Source organism: Streptomyces globisporus (assembly GCF_003501885.1).
Classification (GTDB): domain Bacteria; phylum Actinomycetota; class Actinomycetes; order Streptomycetales; family Streptomycetaceae; genus Streptomyces; species Streptomyces globisporus_D.
The window spans coordinates 1-24354 of the sequence record NZ_QWFA01000006.1; the positions used below are offsets into that span (position 1 = coordinate 1).

Annotated in this window: 20 protein-coding genes and 1 pseudogene; 10 read left to right on the forward strand and 11 right to left on the reverse strand. The window is 69.0% G+C overall.

The window, feature by feature from the left end; genetic code table 11:
• Positions 1-311: pseudogene (locus tag D3105_RS02045) on the reverse strand (murein biosynthesis integral membrane protein MurJ); the annotation flags it as partial.
• Between the two features lie 50 nt (positions 312-361).
• Positions 362-2656 (reverse strand): DUF6049 family protein, encoded by a 2295-nt coding sequence (locus D3105_RS02050; protein ID WP_118899391.1) that lies wholly within the window; start codon positions 2654-2656, stop codon positions 362-364.
• A 180-nt stretch (positions 2657-2836) separates the two neighbouring features.
• Here D3105_RS02050 and D3105_RS02055 point away from each other — a divergent pair, with 180 nt between their 5' ends.
• Complete coding sequence (locus D3105_RS02055) at positions 2837-4279, forward strand: CCA tRNA nucleotidyltransferase (protein ID WP_118899393.1); 1443 nt, start codon at positions 2837-2839, stop codon at positions 4277-4279.
• Positions 4280-4378: 99 nt separating this feature from the next.
• Here the strand turns inward: D3105_RS02055 and D3105_RS02060 are convergent, their stop codons facing one another.
• From D3105_RS02060 to D3105_RS02070, 3 genes are all read right to left on the reverse strand, one after another.
• Positions 4379-5647: an MFS transporter gene (locus D3105_RS02060; protein ID WP_118899396.1), complete on the reverse strand. Its 1269-nt coding sequence runs from the start codon at positions 5645-5647 to the stop codon at positions 4379-4381.
• Positions 5648-5793: 146 nt separating this feature from the next.
• Positions 5794-6876 (reverse strand): inositol-3-phosphate synthase, encoded by a 1083-nt coding sequence (locus tag D3105_RS02065; protein WP_097874097.1) that lies wholly within the window; start codon positions 6874-6876, stop codon positions 5794-5796.
• Positions 6877-6935: 59 nt separating this feature from the next.
• Positions 6936-7643 carry a PadR family transcriptional regulator gene (locus tag D3105_RS02070; RefSeq protein WP_118899398.1) on the reverse strand — a complete coding sequence of 236 codons (708 nt, stop codon included), beginning with the start codon at positions 7641-7643 and terminating at the stop codon, positions 6936-6938.
• 738 nt (positions 7644-8381) lie between these two features.
• Here D3105_RS02070 and D3105_RS02080 point away from each other — a divergent pair.
• Positions 8382-10802 carry a transglycosylase domain-containing protein gene (locus D3105_RS02080; protein WP_118899401.1) on the forward strand — a complete coding sequence of 807 codons (2421 nt, stop codon included), beginning with the start codon at positions 8382-8384 and terminating at the stop codon, positions 10800-10802.
• A gap of 125 nt (positions 10803-10927) precedes the next feature.
• Complete coding sequence (locus tag D3105_RS02085; RefSeq protein WP_165890952.1) at positions 10928-12439, forward strand: glycosyltransferase family 87 protein; 1512 nt, start codon at positions 10928-10930, stop codon at positions 12437-12439.
• A 27-nt stretch (positions 12440-12466) separates the two neighbouring features.
• On the opposite strand, the gene D3105_RS02090 is transcribed toward D3105_RS02085, so the two are convergent.
• From D3105_RS02090 to D3105_RS02100, 3 genes are all read right to left on the reverse strand, one after another.
• Complete coding sequence (locus D3105_RS02090) at positions 12467-13498, reverse strand: alanine racemase (RefSeq protein ID WP_003967862.1); 1032 nt, start codon at positions 13496-13498, stop codon at positions 12467-12469.
• 78 nt (positions 13499-13576) lie between these two features.
• Positions 13577-14695, reverse strand: coding sequence for a lipid II:glycine glycyltransferase FemX (locus D3105_RS02095; RefSeq protein WP_118899405.1), 1119 nt, complete (start codon positions 14693-14695; stop codon positions 13577-13579).
• A 172-nt stretch (positions 14696-14867) separates the two neighbouring features.
• Positions 14868-15209: a hypothetical protein gene (locus D3105_RS02100; RefSeq protein ID WP_118899407.1), complete on the reverse strand. Its 342-nt coding sequence runs from the start codon at positions 15207-15209 to the stop codon at positions 14868-14870.
• 332 nt (positions 15210-15541) lie between these two features.
• On the opposite strand from D3105_RS02100, the gene rpsF reads away from it, so the two are divergent.
• From rpsF to rplI, 4 genes are all read left to right on the forward strand, one after another.
• Positions 15542-15832, forward strand: a complete 291-nt coding sequence (gene rpsF, locus D3105_RS02105; RefSeq protein WP_006126011.1) for a 30S ribosomal protein S6 — start codon at positions 15542-15544, stop codon at positions 15830-15832.
• 74 nt (positions 15833-15906) lie between these two features.
• Complete coding sequence (locus D3105_RS02110) at positions 15907-16521, forward strand: single-stranded DNA-binding protein (RefSeq protein WP_118899409.1); 615 nt, start codon at positions 15907-15909, stop codon at positions 16519-16521.
• A 43-nt stretch (positions 16522-16564) separates the two neighbouring features.
• On the forward strand, positions 16565-16801 hold the full coding sequence (gene rpsR, locus D3105_RS02115) for a 30S ribosomal protein S18 (RefSeq protein ID WP_003967857.1): 237 nt from the start codon (positions 16565-16567) through the stop codon (positions 16799-16801).
• An 18-nt stretch (positions 16802-16819) separates the two neighbouring features.
• Positions 16820-17266, forward strand: a complete 447-nt coding sequence (rplI, locus tag D3105_RS02120) for a 50S ribosomal protein L9 (protein ID WP_030576021.1) — start codon at positions 16820-16822, stop codon at positions 17264-17266.
• Positions 17267-17464: 198 nt separating this feature from the next.
• On the opposite strand, the gene D3105_RS02125 is transcribed toward rplI, so the two are convergent.
• Positions 17465-18802 carry an MATE family efflux transporter gene (locus tag D3105_RS02125; RefSeq protein WP_118899411.1) on the reverse strand — a complete coding sequence of 446 codons (1338 nt, stop codon included), beginning with the start codon at positions 18800-18802 and terminating at the stop codon, positions 17465-17467.
• A gap of 475 nt (positions 18803-19277) precedes the next feature.
• On the opposite strand from D3105_RS02125, the gene dnaB reads away from it, so the two are divergent.
• Positions 19278-20735 (forward strand): replicative DNA helicase, encoded by a 1458-nt coding sequence (dnaB, locus tag D3105_RS02130; RefSeq protein WP_206272627.1) that lies wholly within the window; start codon positions 19278-19280, stop codon positions 20733-20735.
• Positions 20736-20740: 5 nt separating this feature from the next.
• Here the strand turns inward: dnaB and D3105_RS02135 are convergent, their stop codons facing one another.
• On the reverse strand, positions 20741-21460 hold the full coding sequence (locus D3105_RS02135; RefSeq protein WP_425315721.1) for a dienelactone hydrolase family protein: 720 nt from the start codon (positions 21458-21460) through the stop codon (positions 20741-20743).
• Positions 21461-21602: 142 nt separating this feature from the next.
• On the opposite strand from D3105_RS02135, the gene D3105_RS02140 reads away from it, so the two are divergent.
• Both D3105_RS02140 and D3105_RS02145 read left to right on the forward strand, forming a co-directional pair.
• A complete protein-coding gene (locus D3105_RS02140) occupies positions 21603-22388 on the forward strand; it encodes an alpha/beta fold hydrolase (RefSeq protein WP_240646770.1) in 786 nt (261 codons plus the stop codon).
• A 64-nt stretch (positions 22389-22452) separates the two neighbouring features.
• Complete coding sequence (locus tag D3105_RS02145) at positions 22453-23829, forward strand: serine hydrolase domain-containing protein (protein WP_118899418.1); 1377 nt, start codon at positions 22453-22455, stop codon at positions 23827-23829.
• 68 nt (positions 23830-23897) lie between these two features.
• On the opposite strand, the gene D3105_RS02150 is transcribed toward D3105_RS02145, so the two are convergent.
• Positions 23898-24350 carry a GNAT family N-acetyltransferase gene (locus D3105_RS02150; RefSeq protein ID WP_118899543.1) on the reverse strand — a complete coding sequence of 151 codons (453 nt, stop codon included), beginning with the start codon at positions 24348-24350 and terminating at the stop codon, positions 23898-23900.
• Positions 24351-24354 lie beyond the last annotated feature (4 nt).

A 24354-nucleotide genomic window follows, 5' to 3' on the forward strand; every position in this document is an offset into this window, starting at 1 on the left:
GGGTCCGGGGCGTACGGGGCGGGGGGCGGCTGCTGGTAGAGCGGTGCCGGTTCCTGGTAGGTGCCGGGAGGCGGCGGCGGGTGGGCGGCGCGGTCGTAGAGCGCCTCGTCCACCGGGTCCTGTGCGGTCAGGTCCTGCGCCCGGTAGGGATCGTCGTCGTAGGCGTGCTGGAGGTACGGGTCCGGTTGCTGGAGGTACGGGTCCGGCGGCACGGAGCCGTCCTGGCCCGCGCCCGGAGGAACCGGAGGCCCGCCCGGAGACGCTGCTCCGCCCGCGCCCTGCCCGCGGTCACCGTCGTACGGCGCGTTCATCGAAACCCCTACCTCATCGTCCCCGGCCGACCGGCCACGACAGACATCGCTCAACGGTCCACTTTCTCACCCGTTCCCGACGGGGCCCCGCTTTCCGGTCCGGTGTCCGGAGCCGGGTCACTCGGCTGCTCGGGTCCGTCACCGTTGCCGTCCGCCGCGTCGCTTGCCACCGCGCGCTTGCGGTGGCTGTACATCCTGATGCCGGCCAGCACCAGGAGCAGCAGTCCGCCGGCGATCACGAGCAGCACGGTGGGCGTCACCTCGGAGACCTTCACGGTGAAGGTCATCTCCTTGCCGTACGGCGTGCCGTCCTCCGTGAAGAGCCGGGCGGTCACCTGGGCCCGGCCGTTGGCGCTGGTCGCCGTGTCGAACTTCACGGACTGGCTGTGCCCGCCCGCGATGCTGACCGGCAGTTTGGCCGTGGTGCCGTCGTCGTTGAACTTGAGCCGGATGTTGTCCGAGGTCAGCTGGAGATGCAGCCGGTCCACGCCCTGCACCAGCTTGTTCTGCACGGTGACCGGGATGGTCGCGCTGCGCCCGGAGAGGGTGACGTCGGACTTCTCGATGAGCTGTACCTCGGAGGTGAGGCTCTGCAGGTAGTCGCGGACCGCGTCCCGGTACTGCTGCGCCTCCAGGGACCGGCCGCGCCACGACGTCGACATCGATCGGTTGACGGCGTTGCCGAACGGCGTCACCACGCGCTCGGGCTGCGTCAGGATCGTCTCGAAGCTGTCGAGGGACCCCTGGGTCGTGCGGATGTCCTGGAACGCCTGTGTGGGCAGTTCCTGGGCGCGGAGCTTCTTCGGGTAGGCGGAGGCGCGGGGGACCTTGGTGGTGGCCCTCGGGTCGGGCTTCACCTCGGCGGCGGCCACCAGGTCGAGGGGCTGCGTCCACCGGTTGCCGGACAGCCCCTCCAAGGCGCGGGCCATCGTCTGGGCCTGCGCGGCGGTGGGCATCCGCGGTGGGGCCACGACGATGCTGCGCTCGTTGTCCGGTGCCTGCTCGGTCAGGGCGAGGGTCTGGGCGAGGAACTTCTGGACCGCGAGGGTGGAGGCGCCCGCCCGTGACATGTCGCCGTCGAACAGGGTCGACAGCCGGGCGTCCGCGACGACCGCGGTGGTTCCGCCGCCGATCGGTCGTGCCGCGCTCGGCGTGTACGGAAGCGCCGCGGTCTCCCGGAAGCTGTCGCTGCGGGCGATCACGTTGTGGGCGCCCGCCGACGTCGCCACATCGACGATGGAGGAGTCCACGGCGCCGTTCACGGGCCAGGCGAAGTCGGTGGACGGTTTCACATGGAGGATGGTCTCCACGGTGGCCGCGGCCACCGTGGAGGCGTTCTGCAGATGGCTGAGCGTTCCGGTGACGGACTTGCCGCGGTGGGCGATGGAGGCCAGATCGGGGTCGGCGAACGGCAGCGCGATCACCTTGCCGTCCTCGACCACCTTCTCCAGAGCGGTGAGCCACTGCTTGGCGAGCGCCTGATTCTTGCCCGGGACGGTCGTGTCACCCGACTCGACCTCGTACTTCCCTGCCATCGCCGCGACGCTCGCCAAAAGGTCCGGGTCGATGACCCAGGTCACGGGGAGCCGGCTGCCCAGGGCCACCATCTGCTCCAGCCGGCCGCCGGGCGCCAGCTCCTCGGCCAGGTCGTCGTCGGTGAACACGGGAGTCTGCTGCTCGTCCGAGCGGGTCTCCGCCGTGACATGGGGAGACGCGATCAGCGGCCAGAGGAAGGTGAGCTTCGTCCTCTTGTCGCTGGCCTCGGGCTGCCAGGGCAGGAACGAGCGCTCAATGCCCAGCACCTGCTCGTAGGGGGTCGTGGTCGTCCGGCCGGAGACCGAGACGCCGAGCTGGTAGACGCCCGGGTCGTCCAGACCCAGCTTGTCCACGGGGACGGTGAGCGTGAAGTCCTGGCTGATGCCCTTGGCGAGCTTGGGGAACTTCACCGTGTACTTGTCCCCGACGGTGATCGGGTCGGCGCCGGGAACGTACGTGGAGCGCTTCGCGGCGTCGTCGACCTCTCCGCGCCCGGTGAGCTGTGGTCCGATCCGGAGATCGACCTCGGCGCTGCTGATCGTCTCCTTGCCCCTGTTGGTGAGCGTTCCGGAGACGGTCAGGTTGTCGTCCTCCGACGGAACGCTCGGAGTGAGCGTGTCCAGGGACACATCGACCGTGCGGGAGCCTGTGGGGGCCTTGGCCGGCTCGGCGGCCGGGGCGGCACCGGCTGCCGGAACGGCCAGGAGGCCGGCCAGCAGCGGTGCTCCGAGCACCGCCGAGGCCGTACGCCGGAGCAACCGGCGGGCAGGAGAGGGACGAGTCCCCTGGAAGTCTGCCGCCTCGGCCACGCGCCTACCCGTCCCTCGTCGTCGTCAGCTGCTGTCGGTCGTTCGGTCCTGCGTCCCCGCATGGTAACGAGATGCGGCGGGCCGAAGTGCTGGGGTCCATCGCACATGATCGCGGGTAACCCGCAGGGCCGCCGTAAACGATGACGTCGCGCCCGGCCGGTGCACGTACCCTTTTCTGTTGTGCCGAACGCCAACGAAGAGAACGCCAGTGCACTGAGCCAGGTGCAGCACCGCGCGGTGAGTGAGCTGCTGCGGGTGTCCCCGGTCGCCGACGACCTCGCCCGCAGATTCCAGGAGGCCGGATTCGGTCTCGCGCTGGTCGGCGGATCGGTCCGCGACGCTCTGCTGGGCCGGCTCGGGAACGACCTGGACTTCACCACCGATGCCCGCCCCGAGGACGTGCTCAAGATCGTCCGCCCCTGGGCCGACTCGGTGTGGGAGGTCGGGATCGCCTTCGGCACCGTCGGCTCCCAGAAGGACGGCTACCAGATCGAGGTCACGACCTACCGGTCCGAGGCCTACGACCGGACCTCACGCAAGCCCGAGGTCTCCTACGGCGACTCCATCGAGGACGACCTCGTGCGCCGCGACTTCACGGTCAACGCGATGGCCGTGGCGCTGCCGGAGAAGGAGTTCGTCGATCCGTACGGGGGGCTGAAGGACCTCGCCGACCGGGTGCTGCGCACTCCTGGCACGCCCGAGGCGTCCTTCTCCGACGACCCGCTGCGCATGCTGCGCGCGGCCCGCTTCGCCGCGCAGCTCGACTTCGAGGTCGCTCCTGAGGTCGTCACCGCCATGACGGAGATGGCCGCGCGGATCGACATCGTCTCCGCCGAGCGGGTCCGCGACGAGCTCAACAAGCTCCTGCTCTCCCAGCACCCGCGCAAGGGCCTGGGGCTCCTGGTCGACACCGGGCTGGCCGCCCATGTGCTGCCCGAGCTTCCCGCGCTGCGCCTGGAGAGTGACGAGCATCACCGCCACAAGGACGTCTACGAGCACTCGCTGACCGTCCTGGAGCAGGCCATCGACCTGGAGGAGGACGGTCCCGACCTTGTCCTGCGGCTGGCCGCGCTCCTCCATGACATCGGCAAGCCGCGCACCCGCCGCTTCGAAAAGGACGGCCGGGTCTCCTTCCACCACCACGAGGTGGTGGGCGCGAAGATGACGAAGAAGCGCATGACCGAGCTCAAGTACTCCAACGAGCTGGTCAAGGACGTGTCGAAACTGGTGGAGCTGCACCTGCGTTTCCACGGGTACGGCGACGGCGAGTGGACCGACTCCGCGGTGCGCCGGTATGTCCGCGACGCCGGGCCACTGCTGGAGCGACTCCACAAGCTGACCCGGTCGGACTGCACGACCCGGAACAAGCGGAAGGCCAACGCGCTCTCCCGCACCTACGACGGGCTGGAGGAGCGCATCGCTCTGCTGCAGGAGCAGGAGGAGCTGGATTCGATCCGACCTGATCTGGACGGCAACGAGATCATGCAGATTCTCGGGGTCGGGCCGGGGCCGGTGATCGGCAAGGCGTACGGCTTCCTGCTGGAGCAGCGCCTGGAGCACGGGCCCATGGAGCGGGATGCCGCGGTGGCGGCGCTCAAGGAGTGGTGGGCGCGGCAGGACTGAGCCGGACAGGGCGATGTTTCACGTGAAACATCGCCGACGGGATGTGGTGAGGGGCGTTGTTTCACGTGAAACAACGCCCCTCACCACATCCATGACCGGCTACTGGTGGCCGTCGGCACGTCGCCAGCGGAACATCGTCACCGCGACCACCGCGTACAGCACCGAAACGACTGCCAGGACGGTCACCGATCTGCCGTCCGGGGGAAGCATCAGCGCCGCCACCCCTGCGGCGCTCACGAACGCGACGTTGAAGAGCACGTCGTAGAGCGAGAAGACCCGGCCGCGGAAGGAATCGTCGACCGAGGTCTGGACGACGGTGTCCGTCGCGATCTTCGACCCCTGCGTCACGACGCCGAGCACGAACGCGGCGATCAGTATCGGGACAGGAGTGAAGGAGAGGCCCAGGGCGGGCACCAGGACCGCCGCCGCCCCGGCGCAGCCTACGATCCATCCGTATCGGCCGAGCCGTCCCACCGCCCACGGGGTGAGAACGGCGGCGATGAAGAATCCGGCGCCGGACACCGCGACTGCCAGGCCGAGAAGGGCCAGCCCGTCGGACTCGGTGTCGGACCAGGCGTAGCGGCACAGCATGAGCACCATCACGGTGAGCGCGCCGTAACAGAAGCGGATCACGGTCATCGCGGCCAGAGCCTTCGCCGCGCGGCTCCGCTGCGCCAGATGGCGCAGCCCGGCGACGAGCCCGCGGGCGGTGACGGCGAGAGCTGCCCGCAGCCGCATCGGGCTCTCGTCGAGGTCCGGCCCCAACAGCGTGCGGGGGAGGCTCAGGGAGGCCAGCGCGGAGAGCAGGTAGAGCACCGCCCCCAGGAGGACGACCGCCGCGTCGGACTCGTCGGCGAGCAGCCGTACGGCGAAGGCGAGGCCACCTCCCGCAGTGGCCGCCAGGGTGCCGGCGGTCGGCGAGAGGGAGTTGGCGACGACGAGGCGGTCGGTGTCGACGACCCGGGGCAGGGCGGCGGAGAGACCGGCCAGTACGAAGCGGTTGACGGCGGTGACGCAGAGGGCCGAGGCATAGAAGAGCCAGTCGGGCACCGCGGCGAGAATCAGCAGGGCGGTGGTGCAGGCCAGGGCGGCCCGCAGGAGGTTCCCGTAGAGAAAGACCTGACGCCGGGGCCAGCGGTCCAGCAGTACCCCTGCGAAGGGCCCGATCAGGGAGTAGGGCAGGAGGAGCACGGCCATGGCGGAGGCGATGGCGGCGGCCGACGTCTGCTTCTCCGGGGAGAAGACGACGTACGCGGCGAGGGCGACCTGGTAGACGCCGTCGGCGGACTGGGACAGGAGCCGCACGGTGAGCAGGCGGCGGAAGTTCCGCAGGCGCAGCAGGGTGCGCAGATCACGCGCGACAGACATGGGAGCAAGCGTCACACACGTCGGGGGTCCGCGGGCGGATTGCCCGGGGACCCCCGACGTGCGGCAGGAAGGGATGAGCGTCTCCGCTCAGTACTCCCGGTGAAGCGGCCGGCGCTTCGGTGGAGCTGTCAGCCGGGAGGGCTGGTTCAGCGCTCCGTCTCGCCCTTGATGAACTTCTCGACGTTCTCGCGGGCCTCGTCGTCGAAGTACTGCACGGGCGGGCTCTTCATGAAGTAGCTGCTCGCGGAGAGGATGGGGCCACCGATGCCGCGGTCCTTGGCGATCTTCGCCGCACGGACGGCGTCGATGATGACACCGGCCGAGTTCGGGGAGTCCCACACCTCGAGCTTGTACTCCAGGTTCAGCGGAACGTCGCCGAAGGCGCGGCCCTCGAGGCGCACGTACGCCCACTTGCGGTCGTCCAGCCAGGCCACGTAGTCCGAGGGGCCGATGTGGACGTTGCCCTCGCCGAGTTCGCGGTCACGGATCTGCGAGGTGACGGCCTGCGTCTTCGAGATCTTCTTGGACTCCAGGCGCTCACGCTCGAGCATGTTCTTGAAGTCCATGTTGCCGCCGACGTTCAGCTGCATGGTGCGGTCCAGGATGACACCGCGGTCCTCGAAGAGCTTCGCCATCACGCGGTGCGTGATGGTGGCGCCCACCTGGGACTTGATGTCGTCGCCGACGATCGGGACGCCGGCCTCGGTGAACTTGTCCGCCCACTCCTTGGTGCCGGCGATGAAGACCGGGAGGGCGTTGACGAAGGCGACCTTGGCGTCGATGGCGCACTGCGCGTAGAACTTCGCGGCGACCTCGGAACCGACGGGGAGGTAGCAGACGAGAACGTCGACCTGCTTGTCCTTGAGGACCTGGACGATGTCGACCGGGGCGTCCGTGGACTCCTCGATCGTCTCGCGGTAGTACTTGCCGAGACCGTCGTGGGTGTGGCCGCGCTGGACGGTCACGCCCGTGTTCGGCACGTCCGCGATCTTGATGGTGTTGTTCTCGCTGGCGCCGATGGCGTCCGCGAGGTCGAGGCCGACCTTCTTCGCGTCGACGTCGAAGGCGGCGACGAACTCGACGTCGCTGACGTGGTAATCGCCGAACTGGACGTGCATCAGACCGGGCACCTTGCCGGCCGGATCGGCGTCCTTGTAGTACTCGACGCCCTGCACCAGCGAGGCGGCGCAGTTGCCCACGCCTACGATGGCTACGCGAACCGAACCCATTCCGGTTGCTCCCTGTGTAATCGGTGTTTCCGATGAAGTCGCCGCGGAGTGCGATGACTTCACTTGGCGGTGTCGTCGGACGGATCCGGCGGGGTGTTGTCCCGGTGCCGGGGCAGGCCGCCCGTCTCTCCAGGTGTGTCCTGCTGAGCAGAGCCCTCGGGCGAGGATCGTCGCCGATCCCGTCCCGACCGCTCGCTCTCGATGAGCTCGTTCAGCCAGCGCACTTCGCGCTCCACGGACTCCATGCCGTGCCGCTGCAGCTCAAGTGTGTAGTCGTCGAGTCGTTCACGGGTGCGGGCGAGAGAGGCGCGCATCTTCTCCAGGCGCTCCTCCAGCCGACTGCGCCGGCCTTCGAGCACCCGCATCCGCACATCGCGTTCGGTCTGGCCGAAGAAGGCGAAGCGCGCTGCGAAGTGCTCGTCCTCCCAGGCATCGGGACCGGTGTGCGACAGCAGCTCCTCGAAGTGCTCCTTACCTTCTGCCGTCAGCCGGTAGACGATCTTCGCCCGGCGTCCGGTCAGCGAGGAGGAGGAAGCGGCCGAGCGTCCGGTGGCCGGCGCGGTGTCCGCCGGGTCACCGGCGGGCTCCTCGATCAACCAGCCGCTGGCAACCAGCGTCTTGAGGCAGGGGTAGAGGGTCCCGTAACTGAACGCACGGAAGATCCCCAGCGAGGTGTTGAGGCGTTTGCGCAGTTCATAGCCGTGCATCGGCGATTCGCGGAGCAGGCCGAGAACGGCGAACTCGAGGATGCCGGAGCGTCGGCTCACCGGTGCCTCCTCCTTCTTCCGCTGCTTCGGTCGGCACGGTCCACCGGCATCACCGGCGTACTTATGCCGCGCTGATGTATCGACTCGATACATCAGCACGATAGATCGGCCGGTCCTGTTCGACAAGGGTGACCTTCGTGAGCGGCGTCACATCGGTAATTCCCAGGGTTCGACTTGCGTTGTTTGGGGTGAAGTTCGGCCCTAGGCGGGTTTTGACCGTGCGTAGTCTGTGCGGCATGCAGACCACCGGGAACCGCGGAGCGCTGACGCGCGTCAGTCATCGCGGACTGCCGGATGTACTGCGGATGAGCCTTCCGCAGGGCTTGTCCGTAATTCGGGGGGACCGGATCTCAACTGCCGCTTCCAGGCGCTCTCGCCTGCCCGAGGAGTAGTCGTTCCATGAGCGAGCACCGTCGCAAATCGCCGCAGCCACAGGGTGGCGGGCGTGCCGCGGCCAGACGAGCCGCCCAGCAGCCGACCGGACGCCGAGCCGCTCCGTCACGCAGAGCCACTGCCGTATCACCTTCCGAATCGCCGTCCGAGTCGTACGGCGAGGAGCGTCAGTACGGCAGTCGCGCCGAGGCCCGCCGCGCGGCGCAGCGCGGCGGCCGCCGCCGGGGCGCCGACGCCGGGGGCCAGGGCGCGGGCGGCGGTGGCGGCCGACGGCGCGGTGGTGGCGGGGGGCCCGACGGCCCGGGGGGTCGTGGGCGCGACAACGGTGGCCCCGGCAAGAAGCGGATGATCGACTACCCGCGCTACGGCAAGTACGGGTTCCGCCGCTGGGTGCCCTCGTGGAAGCTGGTCTCGGGGCTCTGTCTGGGGTTCCTCGCACTGTTGATGGGTGTGGGGGGCATCTCGTACGCCTTGGTGTCCAAGCCGAACATCAACGAATCGGCCAGGGCCCAGAACAACGTCTACTACTGGGCCGACGGCAAGCCGATGGTCGCGACCGGTGGTGCGGTGAACCGCCAGATCCTCAAGTACGAGCAGATCCCGGAGGCGATGCGCAACGCCGTGATCTCCGCCGAGAACAAGAGCTTCGAGTCGGACCGCGGCATCGACCCGATGGGAATCGGGCGCGCGGTGTTCAACATGGCCACGGGTGGTGAGACCCAGGGCGGGTCGACCATCACCCAGCAGTACGTCAAGAACTCCAGGCTCTCCCAGGACCAGACGTTCACCCGGAAGTTCAAGGAACTCTTCATCACGCTCAAGGTGGCCGGCGAGGAGAAGAAGGAAGACGTGATGGCCGGCTACCTCAACGTCTCGTACTACGGACGTGGGGCCTCCGGTCTGCAGGCAGCCGCCCGCACCTATTACAACAAGGACGCCAGCGAGCTGGACCCGAGCGAGTGCGCCTTCCTCGCCACCCTGCTCAAGGGCGCGAGCTACTACGACCCCGCCGGCGCCCCCGACATCGACAAGGAAAACGCGACGAAGGAGAAGAACACCGAGCGCGCCAAGGACCGGTGGAAGTGGATCCTTGACGAGCAGGTCAAGGACGGGCGGATGACGGCGGCTGAGCGCGCCAAGTACACCAAGTTCCCGATGCCGCGGCCGAAGGCGCAGGACACCAAGCTGAGCGGCCAGACCGGCTACCTGGTGGACCTCGCCAAGAAGTACTTCCTGGCCAACAACGACAAGGGCATCACCGCCAAGGACCTCGAACTGGGCGGCTTCGAGATCCACACCACCTTCCAGAAGAAGCGGGTGGAGGAGCTCCAAGAGGCGGTGAAGAAGGTCTACGACGCCAAGATCCGGCCCAAGGAGCGCCCCGAGACGGACACGCACGTCGAGTTCGGCGGGGCGTCCGTGGACGCGAGGACCGGCGCCATCATCGCCACGTACGGCGGTCAGGACGCCACCACGCACTTCACGAACAACGCCGACGCCACCGGCGCCCAGGTCGGTTCGACGTGGAAGCCCTTCGTCCTGGCGGCGGCCATGCAGTACGGCGTGCGCGATCCGGCCGGTTCTCCGGAGCAGAGCGAGTCCCAGCGCACCCAGATCTCGCCGAAGAGCATCTACAACGGTGACGACGGCCTGCGGATCAGGGACTACACGGGCAAGATCTGGCTGAACGAGGACGACGAGGAATGGCGTCAGACCAACGACGGCAACTACAACTACGGTGAGATCGACCTGCGGACGGCCATGGAGAAGTCCGCCAACTCCCCGTTCGTGCAGCTCGGCATGGATGTCGGTACCGACAAGGTCAAGGACGTCGCCGTCGCCGCCGGTCTGAAGGACGACACCTTCATGGCGGACGCGACCGTTCCGTCGTTCTCCATCGGCACTTCGTCGCCCAGCGCCATCCGCATGGCGGGGGCCTACTCCACCTTCGCCACGAGCGGTCAGCAGAACGACACCTACTCGGTCACCGAGGTGAAGCGGGAGGGGCAGGTCGTCTTCCAGCACAAGAAGAAGCCCAAGCGCGCCTTCAGCCCGATGATCGCCGACAACGTCACGGACGTCCTGAAGGGCGTCGTCGAGAACGGGACGGGTAAGCCCGCCCGCCTGGAGGGCCGTGAGGCCGCGGGCAAGACCGGTACGACCGACGGCAACCGGTCCGCCTGGTTCGTGGGGTACACCCGGCAGATCTCGACCGCCATCAGCATGTTCCGGCTCGACGACGACGAGACGAACAAGACGCGCGAGTTCGAGAAGATGTTCGGAACGGGTGGCGAGGAGAAGATCCACGGAAACTCGTTCCCGGCCTCCATCTGGCACGACTACATGACCGGGGCGATGAAGGGCAAGAAGGCCATCGCCTTCCCCGAACCGCAGGACCCGGGCGAGGTCGTGTGGGGCGGCGGCGCGGTCAGCCCCAGCCCGACGCCCAGCCCGACGCCCTCGGAGGAGCCCTCCGAGGATCCGAGCCCGACGCCGACGCCCACCCCGACCACCCCGAGCCCGACCCCGACGCCGAGCAGGACCTGCGGCATCTTCGACCCGAACTGCCAGGAGGCCAACGGCGGGGCGAACGCGGGGGCGGACGGTGGTGGCGACAACACCGGCGCGGACGGTGGCGGTGACAACACCGGAGCCGACGGTGGTGGCGACAACACCGGAACGACCGACGGCACGGACAACGGCGGAGCCCAGGGAGCCAACGGCAACCCGGGCGGAACCGGCTCCATCTGGGGCAACTCCGGATAGCCGGACCGCTGGTCGCGCCCCTCAGGGGCCGGCTCAGAAACGCGGCGNGCGGCGCGCGGCATCCCGCGTACTCCTCCCGTGTCCCCCGAGCGGACCTTGCCCCGGACACAGCCCCGTACGGCAGGATGTGCGGCATGCCAAGCCCCAGCGCAGAAGACACGAGCGTGCACCAGGAACCGCCTGTCGTGCGGCCCACCGATCAGGACGAGGTCGCCGCGGCCGGCAGCGAGCTGTTCGGTGGCCGGGTGGGGCGCTGGGCGCGGCTGGGCGACGGTCCGCTCACGCCCGTACGCGTGGTCGCGCTGGTCATGATCGGGATGTTCGCCCTCGGCATGGTGCAGAAGATCCCCTGCTACGAGTGGGCCTGGTTCCGCGGTGCCACCTCGCAGTACACGCACGCCTGCTACTCCGACATTCCGCACCTCTTTCTGGGACGCGGGTTCGCCGACGGCCTCGTGCCGTACTTCGACCGGCTGAGCGGCGATATGCAGTACCTGGAGTACCCCGTGCTGACCGGGGTGTTCATGCAGGTTGCGGCCTGGCTGACGCTGACGCCCGACAGCGACCCCATCCAGCAGCGCGAGCAGATGTACTGGATGGTCAACGCGGGCATGCTGATGATCTGCGCGGTGGTCATCGCCGTGTGCACCGTCCGCACGCAGCGGCGCCGCCCCTGGGACGGTCTGATGGTCGCGCTGGCACCCGCGTTCGTCCTCACCGCGACCATCAACTGGGACCTGCTGGCCGTCGCCATGACGGCCGCGGCGATGCTCATGTGGTCCCGGGGCCGGGTCCTCGCGTTCGGGATCCTCATCGGCCTGGCCACGGCCGCCAAGCTCTACCCCGTCCTCCTGCTCGGCCCGCTCCTGGTGCTCTGCTGGCGGGCGGGCCGGTGGCGCGAGTTCGGGACGGCCCTGCTGGGCGCGGGTGCGGCCTGGCTGGTGGTGAACCTGCCGGTGATGATCTTCGCCCCGGAGGGATGGCGGAAGTTCTACACCTTCAGCCAGGAGAGGCCGATCGACTTCGGGTCGTTCTGGCTGATCATCACGCAGCGCACCGGCAAGCCCATCGACGTGGAGACGGTCAACACCGCCTCGGTCGTCCTCATGGTCGTCTTCTGCGCGGGCATCGCCGGTCTGGCACTCTCCGCGGCCCGCAGGCCGCGCTTCGCCCAGCTGGCGTTCCTGGTGGTGGCCGCGTTCATCCTGACGAACAAGGTCTACTCACCGCAGTACGTGCTCTGGCTGATCCCTCTGGCCGTCCTGGCCCGGCCGCGCTGGCGCGACTTCCTCATCTGGCAGGCCTGCGAGGTCATGTACTTCCTCGGGATCTGGTCCTACCTCGCCTACACCAGCGGCGGGGACAAGCACCAGGGGCTGCCGCAGGAGGGCTACCAGGTCGCGATCGCCCTGCACCTGCTGGGCACGCTGTACCTGTGCGCGCTGATCGTCCGGGACGTCCTGCAGCCGGTGAAGGACCCGGTGCGCGCGGACGGGTCGGACGACCCGTCGGGCGGGGTGCTCGACGGAGCCCCGGACGCGTTCGTGCTCGCGCCCGAGGCCCGTCCGTCCGGGCACGCGGCTCGGACGGACGGGCCTCAGGTGGAGTGGGGCGTTACGCCCGCCCGGAACGGCTGACCCGGGGGGCTTTGCGGAACAGGCGGCTCAGCGGTCGACGAGTCGGTCGTACTGCGTGGTCGTGTGGCGCAGATGGGCGACCAGTTCGTCGCCGACCCGCGGCTCCTGGGCGTCCGAGGGTACGAACAGGATGGACACCTGCATGTGCGGCGGCTCGGCGAACCACCGCTGCTTGCCCGCCCAGACGAACGGCGACAGGTTCCGGTTGACCGTGGCCAGGCCCGCGCGGGCGACGCCCTTGGCCCTCGGCATCACGCCGTGCAGCGCCTTGGGCGCCTCCAGGCCGACCCCGTGGGACGTACCGCCGGCCACCACGACCAGCCAGCCGTCGGAGGCGGCCTTCTGCTGGCGGTAGCCGAACCGGTCGCCCTTGACGACGGGGGTGACGTCCAGGACGGCCCCCCGGTACTCGGTGGCCTCGTGGTCGCCGAGCCAGAGCCGGGTGCCGATCCGGGCGCGGAAGCGGGTCTGCGGGAACTGCTGCTGGAGCCGGGCCAGCTCCTCGGCGCGCAGATGGCTGACGAACATGGTGTGAAGCGGCAGTCGGGCCGCGCGCAGCCGGTCCATCCAGCCGATGACCTCCTCGACGGCGTCGGAGCCGTCGGTGCGGTCCAGCGGCAGGTGCAGCGCGAAGCCTTCGAGCCGTACGTCCTCGATCGCCGCGTGCAGCTGTCCCAGCTCCTCCTCCTTGACGCCGTGGCGCTTCATCGAGCTCATGCACTCGATGACGACCCGGGCGCCTACCAGGGCGTGCACCCCGTCGACGGAGGAGACGGACCGGATGACGCGGTCCGGCAGCGGTACGGGCTCCTCGCCCCGCCGGAACGGGGTCAGGACGAGCAGGTCCCCGCTGAACCAGTCCTTGATCCGGGCCGCCTCGTAGGTCGTCCCCACGGCGAGGGTGTCGGACCCGAAGCGGATCGTCTCGTCGGCGAGGCGCTCATGGCCGAAGCCGTAGCCGTTGCCCTTGCAGACGGGGACGAGCCCGGGGAACTGGTCGATCACGGACTTCTGGTGCGCCCGCCAGCGCGCGGTGTCGACGTAGAGGGAGAGCGCCATGGCCGGCCCGGAACCTTTCTGGTGGCTGCGGTGAATCAGGGAACGAACGGGTGGTGCCGCGAAGGGTATTGAAGCCGGTCAGCGGCGCGACATGTAGATGTCGAGCGCCTTGTGGAGCAGCTTGTTGAGCGGGAAGTCCCACTCGCCGACGTACTCGACGGCCTCGCCGCCGGTGCCGACCTTGAACTGGATCAGGCCGAAGAGGTGGTCGGTCTCGTCCAGCGAGTCGCTGATGCCGCGCAGGTCGTAGACGGTCGCGCCCATCGCGTAGCTGTCGCGCAGCATCCGCCACTGCATCGCGTTCGACGGCCGGACCTCGCGCCCGATGTTGTCGGAGGCGCCGTAGGAGTACCAGACGTGTCCGCCGACGACGAGCATCGTGGCCGCGGAGAGGTTCACGCCGTTGTGCCGGGCGAAGTAGAGCCGCATCCGGTTGGGGTCCTCGGAGTTGAGGACGGTCCACATGCGCTGGAAGTACGAGAGCGGGCGCGGCCGGAAGTGGTCGCGCACGGCGGTGATCTCGTACAGCCGCTGCCACTCGGCCAAGTCCTCGTAGCCGCCCTGGACGACCTCGACGCCTGCCTTGTCGGCCTTCTTGATGTTGCGGCGCCACAGCTGGTTGAAGCCCTTGAGGACGTTTTCCAGGGAGCGGTTGGCCAGCGGCACCTGGAAGACGTAGCGGGGCTGTACGTCACCGAATCCGGCGCCGCCGTCCTCGCCCTGCTGCCAGCCCATCTTCCGCAGCCGGTCCGCGACCTCGAAGGCGCGCGGCTCGATGTGGGTGGCCTCGACGTCGCGCAGGCGCTTCACGTCCGGGTCCTGGATGCCGGACTTGATGGCCGCGGAGTCCCAGCGGCGGATGACCACCGGCGGGCCCATCTTCACGGAGAAGGCGCCCTGCTGCTTGAGGTGGGCGAGCATCGGCTGGAGCCAGTCGTCCAGGTTCGGCGCGTACCAATTGATGACCGGGCCCTCGGGGAGATACGCCAGGTAGCGCTTGATCTTGGGCAGCTGGCGGTACAGGACGAGGCCCGCGCCGACGATCTGTCCGTCCCGGTCGAACCAGCCCAGGTTCTCCGAGCGCCATTCGGTCTTCACATCAGCCCACGCCGGGACCTGGCAGTGACTGGCCGAAGGCAGGCTCTGGATGTATGCCAGATGCTGCTCTCGGCTGATGGTCCTCAGGGTCAGGCTCATGCGGGGCGCTCCTCGGCAGGTGTGTCCCCATCGGTCAGGGGCTCCGGCTCTCGCGCCGAAGCCTACTGTGACCGAGGGGTGCCCGGCCTGGCCCCGGGGGGACGGAATGCGACGCGGAGCGGTGCGGGTGCCCGGGCACCCGCACCGCTCCGCTTTCCGGCCGGTGCTCCGGTCAGGTGATCACGCCGCCGAAGAGGCCGCCGTGGGCCATGCCGAGGTAGAAGCCGACCGCGGAGGCCCCAAGGCCCATGATCAGGCCGAACCTTTCCCAGGTGGTCTTCGAGATGTACTGGCCGTAGGCGCCGGTCAGAATCCCGATGAGGCCTGCCCAGGAGCTGATCAGGTGCAGATCGTGGAACATCGCCGTGACGAACGCGAGGATGCCGAGCACCCCGGTCACCACCATCAGGACGTCCTGGACGGGGTGCGGCTTGCCGTCCGTCGCGAAGAGCGAACCGGTGGCGCGGCGGCCGGTCGGGGACCGGGAGCCGGCGGGGCGGATGGTCTGTGCCATGGAGTACCTCCTGGCCGGACAGATGGGGCGGGTGGGTCCGCGCCTCTCCCGCTGCGGCGGGTGTAGCGCCTCTCACACCGCATCTGTCTCGATTGTGCCCTCTGAGCTCCTGATTTCAACCGGAAGCCGGTCTACGGGTAGTCTGTACGGTCTGCACCGGTGTCTGCCCAGGCCAGCACGGCGAGCCTCTCCCCGAACCTCCCCCACGGGATCGTTCGGGAGCGGATTGTCAGTGCCGGGTGTTCTCCTCGGGGACGCCGTTGCATCACGCATCACGACCCTCCTGCCACGGAACGACCGTGGCCGCTGAGTCCAAAGGAGGTGGGTTCCACATGCGTCACTACGAGGTGATGGTCATCCTCGACCCCGATCTCGAGGAGCGAGCAGTCTCCCCGCTGATCGAGAACTTCCTCTCCGTCGTCCGTGAGGGCAACGGAAAGGTGGAGAAGGTCGACACCTGGGGCCGTCGTCGGCTCGCCTACGAGATCAAGAAGAAGCCCGAGGGCATCTACTCGGTCATCGACCTGCAGGCCGAGCCTGCGGTCGTCAAGGAGCTCGACCGCCAGATGAACCTGAACGAGTCGGTCCTCCGGACCAAGGTCCTCCGTCCCGAAGTCCACTGAGCATCTAGCTCAGCGGTTTTCGGGTCCGAGTAGCAGCAAGCAGCCAGAAGCAATCCCCGCCGAGAGGTTCACCCATGGCAGGCGAGACCGTCATCACGGTCGTCGGCAATCTCGTCGACGACCCCGAGCTGCGCTTCACCCCGTCCGGTGCGGCGGTCGCGAAGTTCCGTGTCGCGTCCACTCCCCGCATCTTCGACCGGCAGACCAATGAGTGGAAGGACGGCGAAGGCCTGTTCCTCACCTGCTCGGTCTGGCGTCAGGCGGCGGAGAACGTCGCGGAATCGCTCCAGCGAGGCATGCGCGTCGTCGTGCAGGGCCGGCTGAAGCAGCGGTCCTACGAGGACCGTGAGGGCGTCAAGCGCACGGTCTACGAGCTGGACGTCGAGGAAGTCGGCCCCAGCCTCAAGAACGCCACGGCCAAGGTCACCAAGACCACCGGTCGTGGTGGTCAGGGCGGCCAGGGTGGATACGGCGGCGGCCAGCAGGGCGGCGGCAACTGGGGCGGCGGTCCCGGTGGCGGTGGCCAGCAGGGCGGCGGCGGTGCACCCGCCGACGACCCGTGGGCGACCGGCTCGCCGGCCGGCGGCCAGGGCGGGGGACAGCAGGGCGGCGGGAGCGGCTGGGGCGGAAGCTCCGGCGGTTCCGGCGGCTCCTCCGGCGGCGGCTACTCGGACGAGCCTCCCTTCTAGGGCTGCTCGTACCCCCACTTCTTGATCACACAGGAGAAACACCATGGCGAAGCCGCCTGTGCGCAAGCCTAAGAAGAAGGTCTGCGCGTTCTGCAAGGACAAGACCCAGTACGTGGACTACAAGGACACGAACATGCTGCGGAAGTTCATTTCCGACCGCGGCAAGATCCGTGCCCGCCGCGTCACCGGCAACTGCACGCAGCACCAGCGTGACGTCGCCACGGCAGTCAAGAACAGCCGTGAGATGGCGCTGCTGCCCTACACGTCCACCGCGCGATAAGGGAAGGGTGACAACAGCATGAAGATCATCCTCACCCACGAGGTCTCCGGCCTCGGTGCCGCCGGCGACGTCGTCGACGTCAAGGACGGGTACGCCCGCAACTACCTGGTTCCGCGTGGCTTCGCCATTCGCTGGACCAAGGGCGGCGAGAAGGACGTGGCGCAGATCCGCCGCGCCCGCAAGATCCACGAGATCGCGACGATCGAGCAGGCCAACGAGATCAAGGCCAAGCTCGAGGGCGTGAAGGTCCGTCTGGCTGTTCGCTCCGGCGACGCCGGCCGTCTCTTCGGCTCCGTGACCCCGGCCGACATCGCCTCGGCGATCAAGGCTGCCGGTGGTCCCGACGTCGACAAGCGTCGCGTCGAGCTCGGCTCGCCGATCAAGACGCTCGGCGGACACCAGGTGTCCGTCCGTCTGCACCCCGAGGTCGCAGCGAAGCTCGGCGTCGAGGTCGTTGCTGCCTAAGGGCAGAGCTCAGCAGAGCCACTGAAGGGCCGCACCCCCCTGGGTGCGGCCCTTCGCTGTGTCCGGATGCGCTGTGTCCGGAGGCGAGCTGTTCGGACGCGCGGTGTTTCACGTGAAACGAGGGGTCTGTTTCACGTGAAACGAGGGGTCTGTTTCACGTGAAACAGACCCCTCGGAACCGGCGGTGCATCGAGCTGATCAGCGCGTGGCCCCGGTCACGATCCACCGGCCCGACCGGGTCCGCAGCCACAGCGTGATCAGGCGGACGGTCATCATCAGGGTCATCGCCCACCAGAGCGCGGTGAGCCCGCCGCCGAGTGAGGGCACCAGGAGCGCGACGGGAGCGAAGACGGCGAGCGTCACCAGCATCGCCCAGGCGAGGTAGCGTCCGTCACCTGCCCCCATCAGGACACCGTCCAGCACGAAGACCACGCCGGCGATCGGCTGCGAAACCGCCACGACCAGGAGCGCGGGGAGCAGGGCGTCCTTCACCGAGGGGTCGCTCGTGAAGAGCGGGATGAACAGCGGCCGGGCGAGCACGATGAGGACCCCGAGCACGATGCCGCAGCCGATACCCCACTCGACCATGCGGCGGCAGGCCTCGCGCGCGCCCTTCTCGTCGTCCGCCCCGAGATACCGGCCGATGATCGCCTGACCTGCGATGGCGATGGCATCGAGCGCGAAGGCGGTCAGGCTCCAGAGGGAGAGGATGATCTGGTGGGCGGCGATGTCGACGTCCCCGAGCCGGGCGGCGACGGCGGTGGCGATCATCAGGACGGCGCGCAGGGACAGCGTCCGGATCAGCAGGGGTACGCCGGCCCGCGCGCTGGCCCTGATCCCGGCCGCGTCGGGGCGCAGGGACGCACCGTGCTTGCGTGCGCCGCGGATCACCACGATGAGATAGACGGCGGCCATAGCCACCTGGGCGATCACCGTTCCCCACGCGGATCCGGCGATGCCGAGCCCGGCGCCGTAGACGAGGGTCACATTGAGGACGGCGTTCGCCGTGAAACCGCCGATGGCGACGTACAGAGGGGTGCGGGTGTCCTGGAGCCCGCGCAGTACGCCCGTGGCGGCGAGCACGACGAGCATGGCGGGGATGCCGAGGATGGAGATCCTCAGATACGTGATGGCGTACGGGGCCGCGGTGTCGGAGGCGCCGAAGACGTCGACGAGCCAGGGAGCCGTCGGGATCGCGAGGGCGACGGTGGCGGCTCCGAGGAGAAGGGCGAGCCAGATGCCGTCCATGCCCTGGCGGATGGCGGCGGGCAGATCGCCCGCCCCCACGCGGCGGGCGACGGCCGCCGTGGTCGCGTAGGCGAGGAAGACGAAGATGCTCACGGCCGTCATCAGGAGGGCTGCCGCGATGCCGAGGCCGGCCAGCTGCGGGGTGCCGAGGTGGCCGACGACGGCGCTGTCGACCATCACGAACAGGGGCTCGGCGACGAGTGCGCCGAACGCCGGGACGGCGAGGGCGATGATCTCCCGGTCGTGTCGTCGGCGGCCGTTCTTCGGGGTCGCGGGGGCCTGGGTCATGGGGTCAATCTAATCTTCCACAGGTAAGAGATGCAATTGAGTAGTGGTCCTTACTTGCGCCCCGCTGGGGCCAACCTTCCCGCGCCGTTCGCGGTGATCTTGAAATGAGGGCGAGAGTTTTTCTCCCCCACAGTCAGTGGACGGAGAACGTGCAGGTCAGAGCGGTTGCAGTGGGAGCGCTATGAGTTTGTCCACAGTGCTGTCCCCCGCTCCGTGCACAGGTTCGGCAGGGTTCTCCACAGCATCTGGTCCGTCGTCCACATGCCCTGTGGATAACCAGATTGGCTGACGGTGCCGAGGGGCCTACCGTGGTGCGGCGCCCGCACTCCGTTCCGGCACCGGAATCCACCGAACCAGACGCGCCGGAAGTGGAGTCGGGCGACCTGTTTGTCGGTGCCGTGCCGTAAGAAAGAGTGGCACGGCTAGGTCCGCGATGCGGACGGGAGGAGGCGGCCCGGTGAGCATTCCCGAGCCTTTGGACGACCCCTGGACCGAGACCGGTCCCGGGGACCGTCTGCCTGTCTCCCGTCAGCGTCGCGGGGAGCGCAAGGGGCGCGAGGACCGCCATGACCGCGGCTCGGACGAGGCCTGGGACAGCGGCGCGCCCAGCTTCGAGCGGGTCCCACCCCAGGATGTCGACGCCGAGCAGTCCGTCCTCGGCGGCATGCTGCTGTCCAAGGACGCGATCGCCGAGGTCGTCGAGGTCATCAAGGGCCACGACTTCTACCGCCCCGCCCACGAGACCGTCTTCACGGCGATCCTGGACCTCTACGCCAAGGGCGAGCCGGCCGACCCGATCACGGTCGCCGCCGAGCTGGTGAAGCGCGGAGAGATCACCAAGGTCGGCGGAGCGCCGTATCTGCACACCCTGGTGCAGTCCGTGCCCACGGCGGCCAACGCCTCGTACTACGCCGAGATCGTCCACGAGCGGGCGGTGCTGCGGCGGTTGGTCGAGGCGGGCACGAAGATCACGCAGATGGGATACGCGGCGGACGGGGACGTCGACGAGATCGTCAACTCCGCGCAGGCCGAGATCTACGCGGTCACCGAGCAGCGCACCAGCGAGGACTACCTCCCCCTCGGCGACATCATGGAGGGCGCGCTCGACGAGATCGAGGCCATCGGCTCGCGCAGCGGCGAGATGACCGGTGTGCCGACGGGCTTCACGGACCTCGATGCCCTGACGAACGGCATGCACCCCGGCCAGATGATCGTCATCGCGGCCCGCCCCGCGATGGGCAAGTCCACGCTCGCGCTGGACTTCGCGCGCGCCGCGTCGATCAAGAACAACCTGCCCAGCGTCATCTTCTCCCTCGAAATGGGGCGCAACGAGATCGCGATGCGTCTGCTGTCGGCCGAGGCGCGGGTGGCCCTGCACCACATGCGGTCCGGCACGATGACGGACGAGGACTGGACGCGGCTCGCGCGCCGGATGCCCGAGGTCTCGGCCGCTCCGCTCTACATCGACGACTCCCCCAACCTGTCGATGATGGAAATCCGCGCGAAGTGCCGTCGGCTGAAGCAGCGCAACGACATCAAGCTCGTGATCATCGACTATCTGCAGCTGATGCAGGCCGGCGGGTCGAAGCGGTCCGAGAGCCGTCAGCAGGAGGTTTCGGACATGTCCCGAAACCTGAAGCTGCTGGCCAAGGAGCTGGAGGTCCCGGTGATCGCGCTCTCGCAGCTGAACCGTGGCCCCGAGCAGCGTACGGACAAGAAGCCGATGGTGTCCGACCTGCGTGAGTCCGGCTCCATCGAGCAGGACGCCGACATGGTCATCCTGCTCCACCGCGAGGACGCGTACGAGAAGGAGTCACCGCGCGCGGGCGAGGCCGACATCATCGTCGGCAAGCACCGTAACGGCCCGACGGCCACCATCACCGTGGCTTTCCAGGGCCACTACTCCCGCTTCGTGGACATGGCGCAGACCTGACGGGCTCAGCCCTTCGCCAGGGCGCTCGTGAGGAGCGGGAGCAGGCGGTCCCAGTGGAGCCGAAGGCCGGCCGGGTCGAAGGCGTCGGTGTCGGGCATGGTGAAGCCGTGGACGGTGCCGGGGTAGATCTCCGAGGTGTAGGCGACACCCGCGGCTTCCAGGGATTGGTTCAGCTCGCCGAGTGCCTCGGGGGTGATGTCCGTCGCGGCATGGCCGAAGTGGACGTCGGCGTTGAGACGGAGCAGGCTCTCGGTGCCGTCGGCGGCGACGGGGGCGTGGAACGCGGCGAGGGCGGCCACCTGGCCGGGGCGGGCCGCGGCGGTGCGGGTCGCCAGGAGGCCGCCGATGCAGTAGCCGGTCACCGCGACCGGTCCCGCGCCGACCTCGGGCTGGGCCGTGAGAAAGCCGAGGTAGGCGTCGGCGTCGCTCAGGAAGCGCTCCGGGGTGAGGTCCTTGATCAGGGGCATCAGCCGGGAGACGAGCGCGGACCGCTCTGCTTCTCCGATGTGTTCGGGAAGGTCGATGACCGGCGTGGGCCTTTCCCGGTAGAAGAAGTTGGGGACGAGCACGTAGTACCCGTGCCCGGCCAGTTCGCCGGCCAGGTCCCGGATGACGGGCCGGATGCCGAAGGCGTCCGGGTACATCAGCACTCCGGAATGCCGCTCGCCGTGGTCGGGGTAGGCGGCGAAGGCGTCCGCCAGGCCGTCCGTGGCGGGGATCTGCACGGTCTTGGTGGGAATGACGGATCTTCCTCTTCGGGAGTTCGTCGCGCTCCGGTGTTCGCCGGAGCGCCGGGTGGTATTCAACGAGTGTGCGTGTTCGGTAAGTTGGCCGGACGCCACCTCGTACACACCCATACTGGCGGTCGTGAACCCGACGACACCACCCGATCCGGAGCGTGGCGCCCTGCGTGTGGCCGGGCGGCGGCTCTCCTTCCTCGACTTCGGCGGCCCGGGGCGTCCTCTGCTGGCCCTGCACGGGCACTTCGGGGAGGGGCGTACGTTCACGCGCCTCGCCGGTGAACTGGGCGACTCCTGGCGGGTGGTCGCCCTCGATCAGCGGGGCCACGGTCGTTCCGACCGTTCCGCCGACTACTCCAGGTCCGGTTACGTCGAGGACGCCGCCGCCGTGCTGGAACATCTGGGGATCGGCGGCGCGGTCGTGCTCGGGCACTCCCTCGGCGGTGTCAACGCCTACCAACTCGCTGCCCGGCGACCCGGGCTGGTGGAGGCGCTGATCGTCGAGGACATCGGAGCCGAGGTCGACGACGATCTGTCCTTCGCCCTGTCCTGGCCGCACCGCGCCCCGACACGATCCGGGCTCCTGGACGGGCTCGGCGCGTCGGCCGCCTACCTCATGGACGCCGTGCGCGAACATCCGGACGGCTGGGGCCTGGCCTTCCACCCGCAGGACATGAACCTCTCGCAGCAGCTCCTCAACGGAGACCACTGGGACGACTGGCTGGGTGCGGACTGCCCGGCCCTGCTCGTCCGTGGTAGCCGCAGCACGGTTCTGCACGCCGAGCATGCGCGAAGGATGGCCGGACGTCGTGCTCGTACGAGCCTGGTCGAGCTCCCGGCCGGGCACACCGTGCACGACACCGTCCCGGTGGAATTCGCCGCTGCCGTCAGGGGATTCCTCCACTCGCTGTGACCATGCGGGGGCGTTCCAGAAAATGGGTTCGTCAAGGAGCGGCCGGTCGGATAAGGGTTGGACCATGACTTCTCTCGGTGAAGACCTGCTCCCCAGTACCCGGCGCGCCCTGCTGCACCGCATTGCCGTCGCGCAGCGGGACGGACGTGCGCCGTCCCTCGTGGCCGCGGTGGGGCGGCAGGGGCGTACGGCCTGGAGCGGGGCGCGTACGTGTGTCGACGGGCATGCTGCCGACGCCGATACGCAGTACCGGATCGGCTCGATCACCAAGACGTTCACGGCCGTTCTGGTGCTGCGGCTGCGGGACGAGGGCCTGATCGACCTGGACGACCCGCTGGAGAAGCACCTTCCCGGTACGGGCGTGGGCGGGGCGACCGTCTTTCAGCTGCTGTGCCACAGCGCGGGGCTGGGGGCCGAGACGCCGGCCCCCTGGTGGGAGCGCACGCCCGGGAGCCTGCGGCCGGAGATCGCCGATGTCCTGGGCGACCGGCCGCAGATGCATGCGGCGGGGCATCGGCATCACTACTCCAACCCCGGTTACACCCTGCTCGGTTCCCTGGTGGAAGCGGTTCGCGGTGTCTCCTGGGAGGAGGCGCTGCGCCGCGAGATCCTGGAGCCGCTGGGCATGCACCGGACGACGAGCGCCCCTGTGGCACCGCACGCGGGCGGCTGGGCCGTCCACCCCTGGGCCGATGTCATGCTGAGCGAGCCCGCCGAGGACCTCGGGATCATGGCGCCCGCCGGTCAGCTCTGGTCCACCGCGGAGGATCTGCTGCGGTTCGCCGCTTTCCTGACCGAGGGCGACGACCGGGTCCTCTCGGCCTCCTCCGTACGGGAGATGCGGACGCCCGCCGCTCCGGTCGAGACGGGCGGCAGTGGTTACGGGCTCGGGCTCCAGATCGTCGGGGGCGAGGGGCGCGTGCTCTTCGGGCACTCGGGATCGCTTCCCGGATTCGTCGCCGGCCTCTGGGCGTGCGAGGAGGAGGACGTGGCGGCGGTCGCCCTCGCCAATGTCACCTCAGGGCTGCCCGCCGCGACGGTGGCCGCCGAACTCCTGGGCATCGTCGTCGAGGCCGAGCCGCGGATCCCGGAGCCCTGGCGTCCGCTGCCCGAGGTGGACGACGAACTGCTCGCGCTGACCGGCGTCTGGCACTGGGGCACCAGCACGTTCACGCTGAGCCTCACAGGGGACCGGGGCCTCCAGCTCACGCCGCTCGGCGGCAAGGGGCGCGGCGCGGCCTTCACGTACCGGCCGGACGGCACCTGGACCGGCCAGAGCGACTACTACGCGGGGGAGACCCTGCGCGTCGTACGGAAGGAGGACGGCTCGGTGGACCACCTCGACGTCGGCTCGTTCGTCTTCACACGTGAGCCGTACGAGGCGGGGGCGGCCGTGCCCGGCGGCGTGGACACGGAGGGCTGGCGAGGGCTCGGCGGCTGAGCTCCGGGCCTCGGGGCGCAGAGAGCGGGTGGGTGTTTCACGTGAAACACCCACCCGCTCTTCTTCCGTCAGAGTGCCAGCTTGAAGCCCACATGGCTTGCCGTGAAGCCGAGCCGCTCGTAGAAGCGGTGCGCGTCCTCGCGGGTGACATCCGAGGTCAGCTGCACCAACTGGCAGTTCTGGCGGCGGGATTCGTCCACCGCCCACTGGATGAGCTGGGTGCCGAGGCCGCTGCCGCGCTCATCGCCGTGGATGCGGACGCCCTCGATGATCGAGCGTGTCGAGCCCCGGCGGGACAGCCCCGGGACGATGGTCAGCTGCAGGGTGCCGACGACTCGGTCCTGGCGGACAGCGACGACCACGTGCTGGTTCGGGTCGTCTGCCAGCCGCTGGAGCGCTTCCTGGTACGGGGTGAGGTCGTCCGGTGACTCGCGCTGCGCGCCCAGAGGGTCGTCGGCGAGCATCGCGACCACCGCGGGCAGGTCGTCCGGGGTCGCGGGGCGTATTTCGAGATCGCTCATGATC

Coding starts and splice junctions, on each gene's coding strand:
- rpsF (WP_006126011.1), top strand. CDS start 15,542: ATGCGTCACTACGAGGTGATGGTCATCCTCGACCCCGATCTCGAGGAG.
- D3105_RS02150 (WP_118899543.1), bottom strand. CDS start 24,350: ATGAGCGATCTCGAAATACGCCCCGCGACCCCGGACGACCTGCCCGCG.
- D3105_RS02100 (WP_118899407.1), bottom strand. CDS start 15,209: ATGGCACAGACCATCCGCCCCGCCGGCTCCCGGTCCCCGACCGGCCGC.
- D3105_RS02085 (WP_165890952.1), top strand. CDS start 10,928: ATGTGCGGCATGCCAAGCCCCAGCGCAGAAGACACGAGCGTGCACCAG.
- D3105_RS02095 (WP_118899405.1), bottom strand. CDS start 14,695: ATGAGCCTGACCCTGAGGACCATCAGCCGAGAGCAGCATCTGGCATAC.
- D3105_RS02110 (WP_118899409.1), top strand. CDS start 15,907: ATGGCAGGCGAGACCGTCATCACGGTCGTCGGCAATCTCGTCGACGAC.
- rplI (WP_030576021.1), top strand. CDS start 16,820: ATGAAGATCATCCTCACCCACGAGGTCTCCGGCCTCGGTGCCGCCGGC.
- D3105_RS02145 (WP_118899418.1), top strand. CDS start 22,453: ATGACTTCTCTCGGTGAAGACCTGCTCCCCAGTACCCGGCGCGCCCTG.
- D3105_RS02065 (WP_097874097.1), bottom strand. CDS start 6,876: ATGGGTTCGGTTCGCGTAGCCATCGTAGGCGTGGGCAACTGCGCCGCC.
- D3105_RS02090 (WP_003967862.1), bottom strand. CDS start 13,498: ATGGCGCTCTCCCTCTACGTCGACACCGCGCGCTGGCGGGCGCACCAG.
- D3105_RS02060 (WP_118899396.1), bottom strand. CDS start 5,647: ATGTCTGTCGCGCGTGATCTGCGCACCCTGCTGCGCCTGCGGAACTTC.
- rpsR (WP_003967857.1), top strand. CDS start 16,565: ATGGCGAAGCCGCCTGTGCGCAAGCCTAAGAAGAAGGTCTGCGCGTTC.
- D3105_RS02080 (WP_118899401.1), top strand. CDS start 8,382: ATGATCGACTACCCGCGCTACGGCAAGTACGGGTTCCGCCGCTGGGTG.
- D3105_RS02125 (WP_118899411.1), bottom strand. CDS start 18,802: ATGACCCAGGCCCCCGCGACCCCGAAGAACGGCCGCCGACGACACGAC.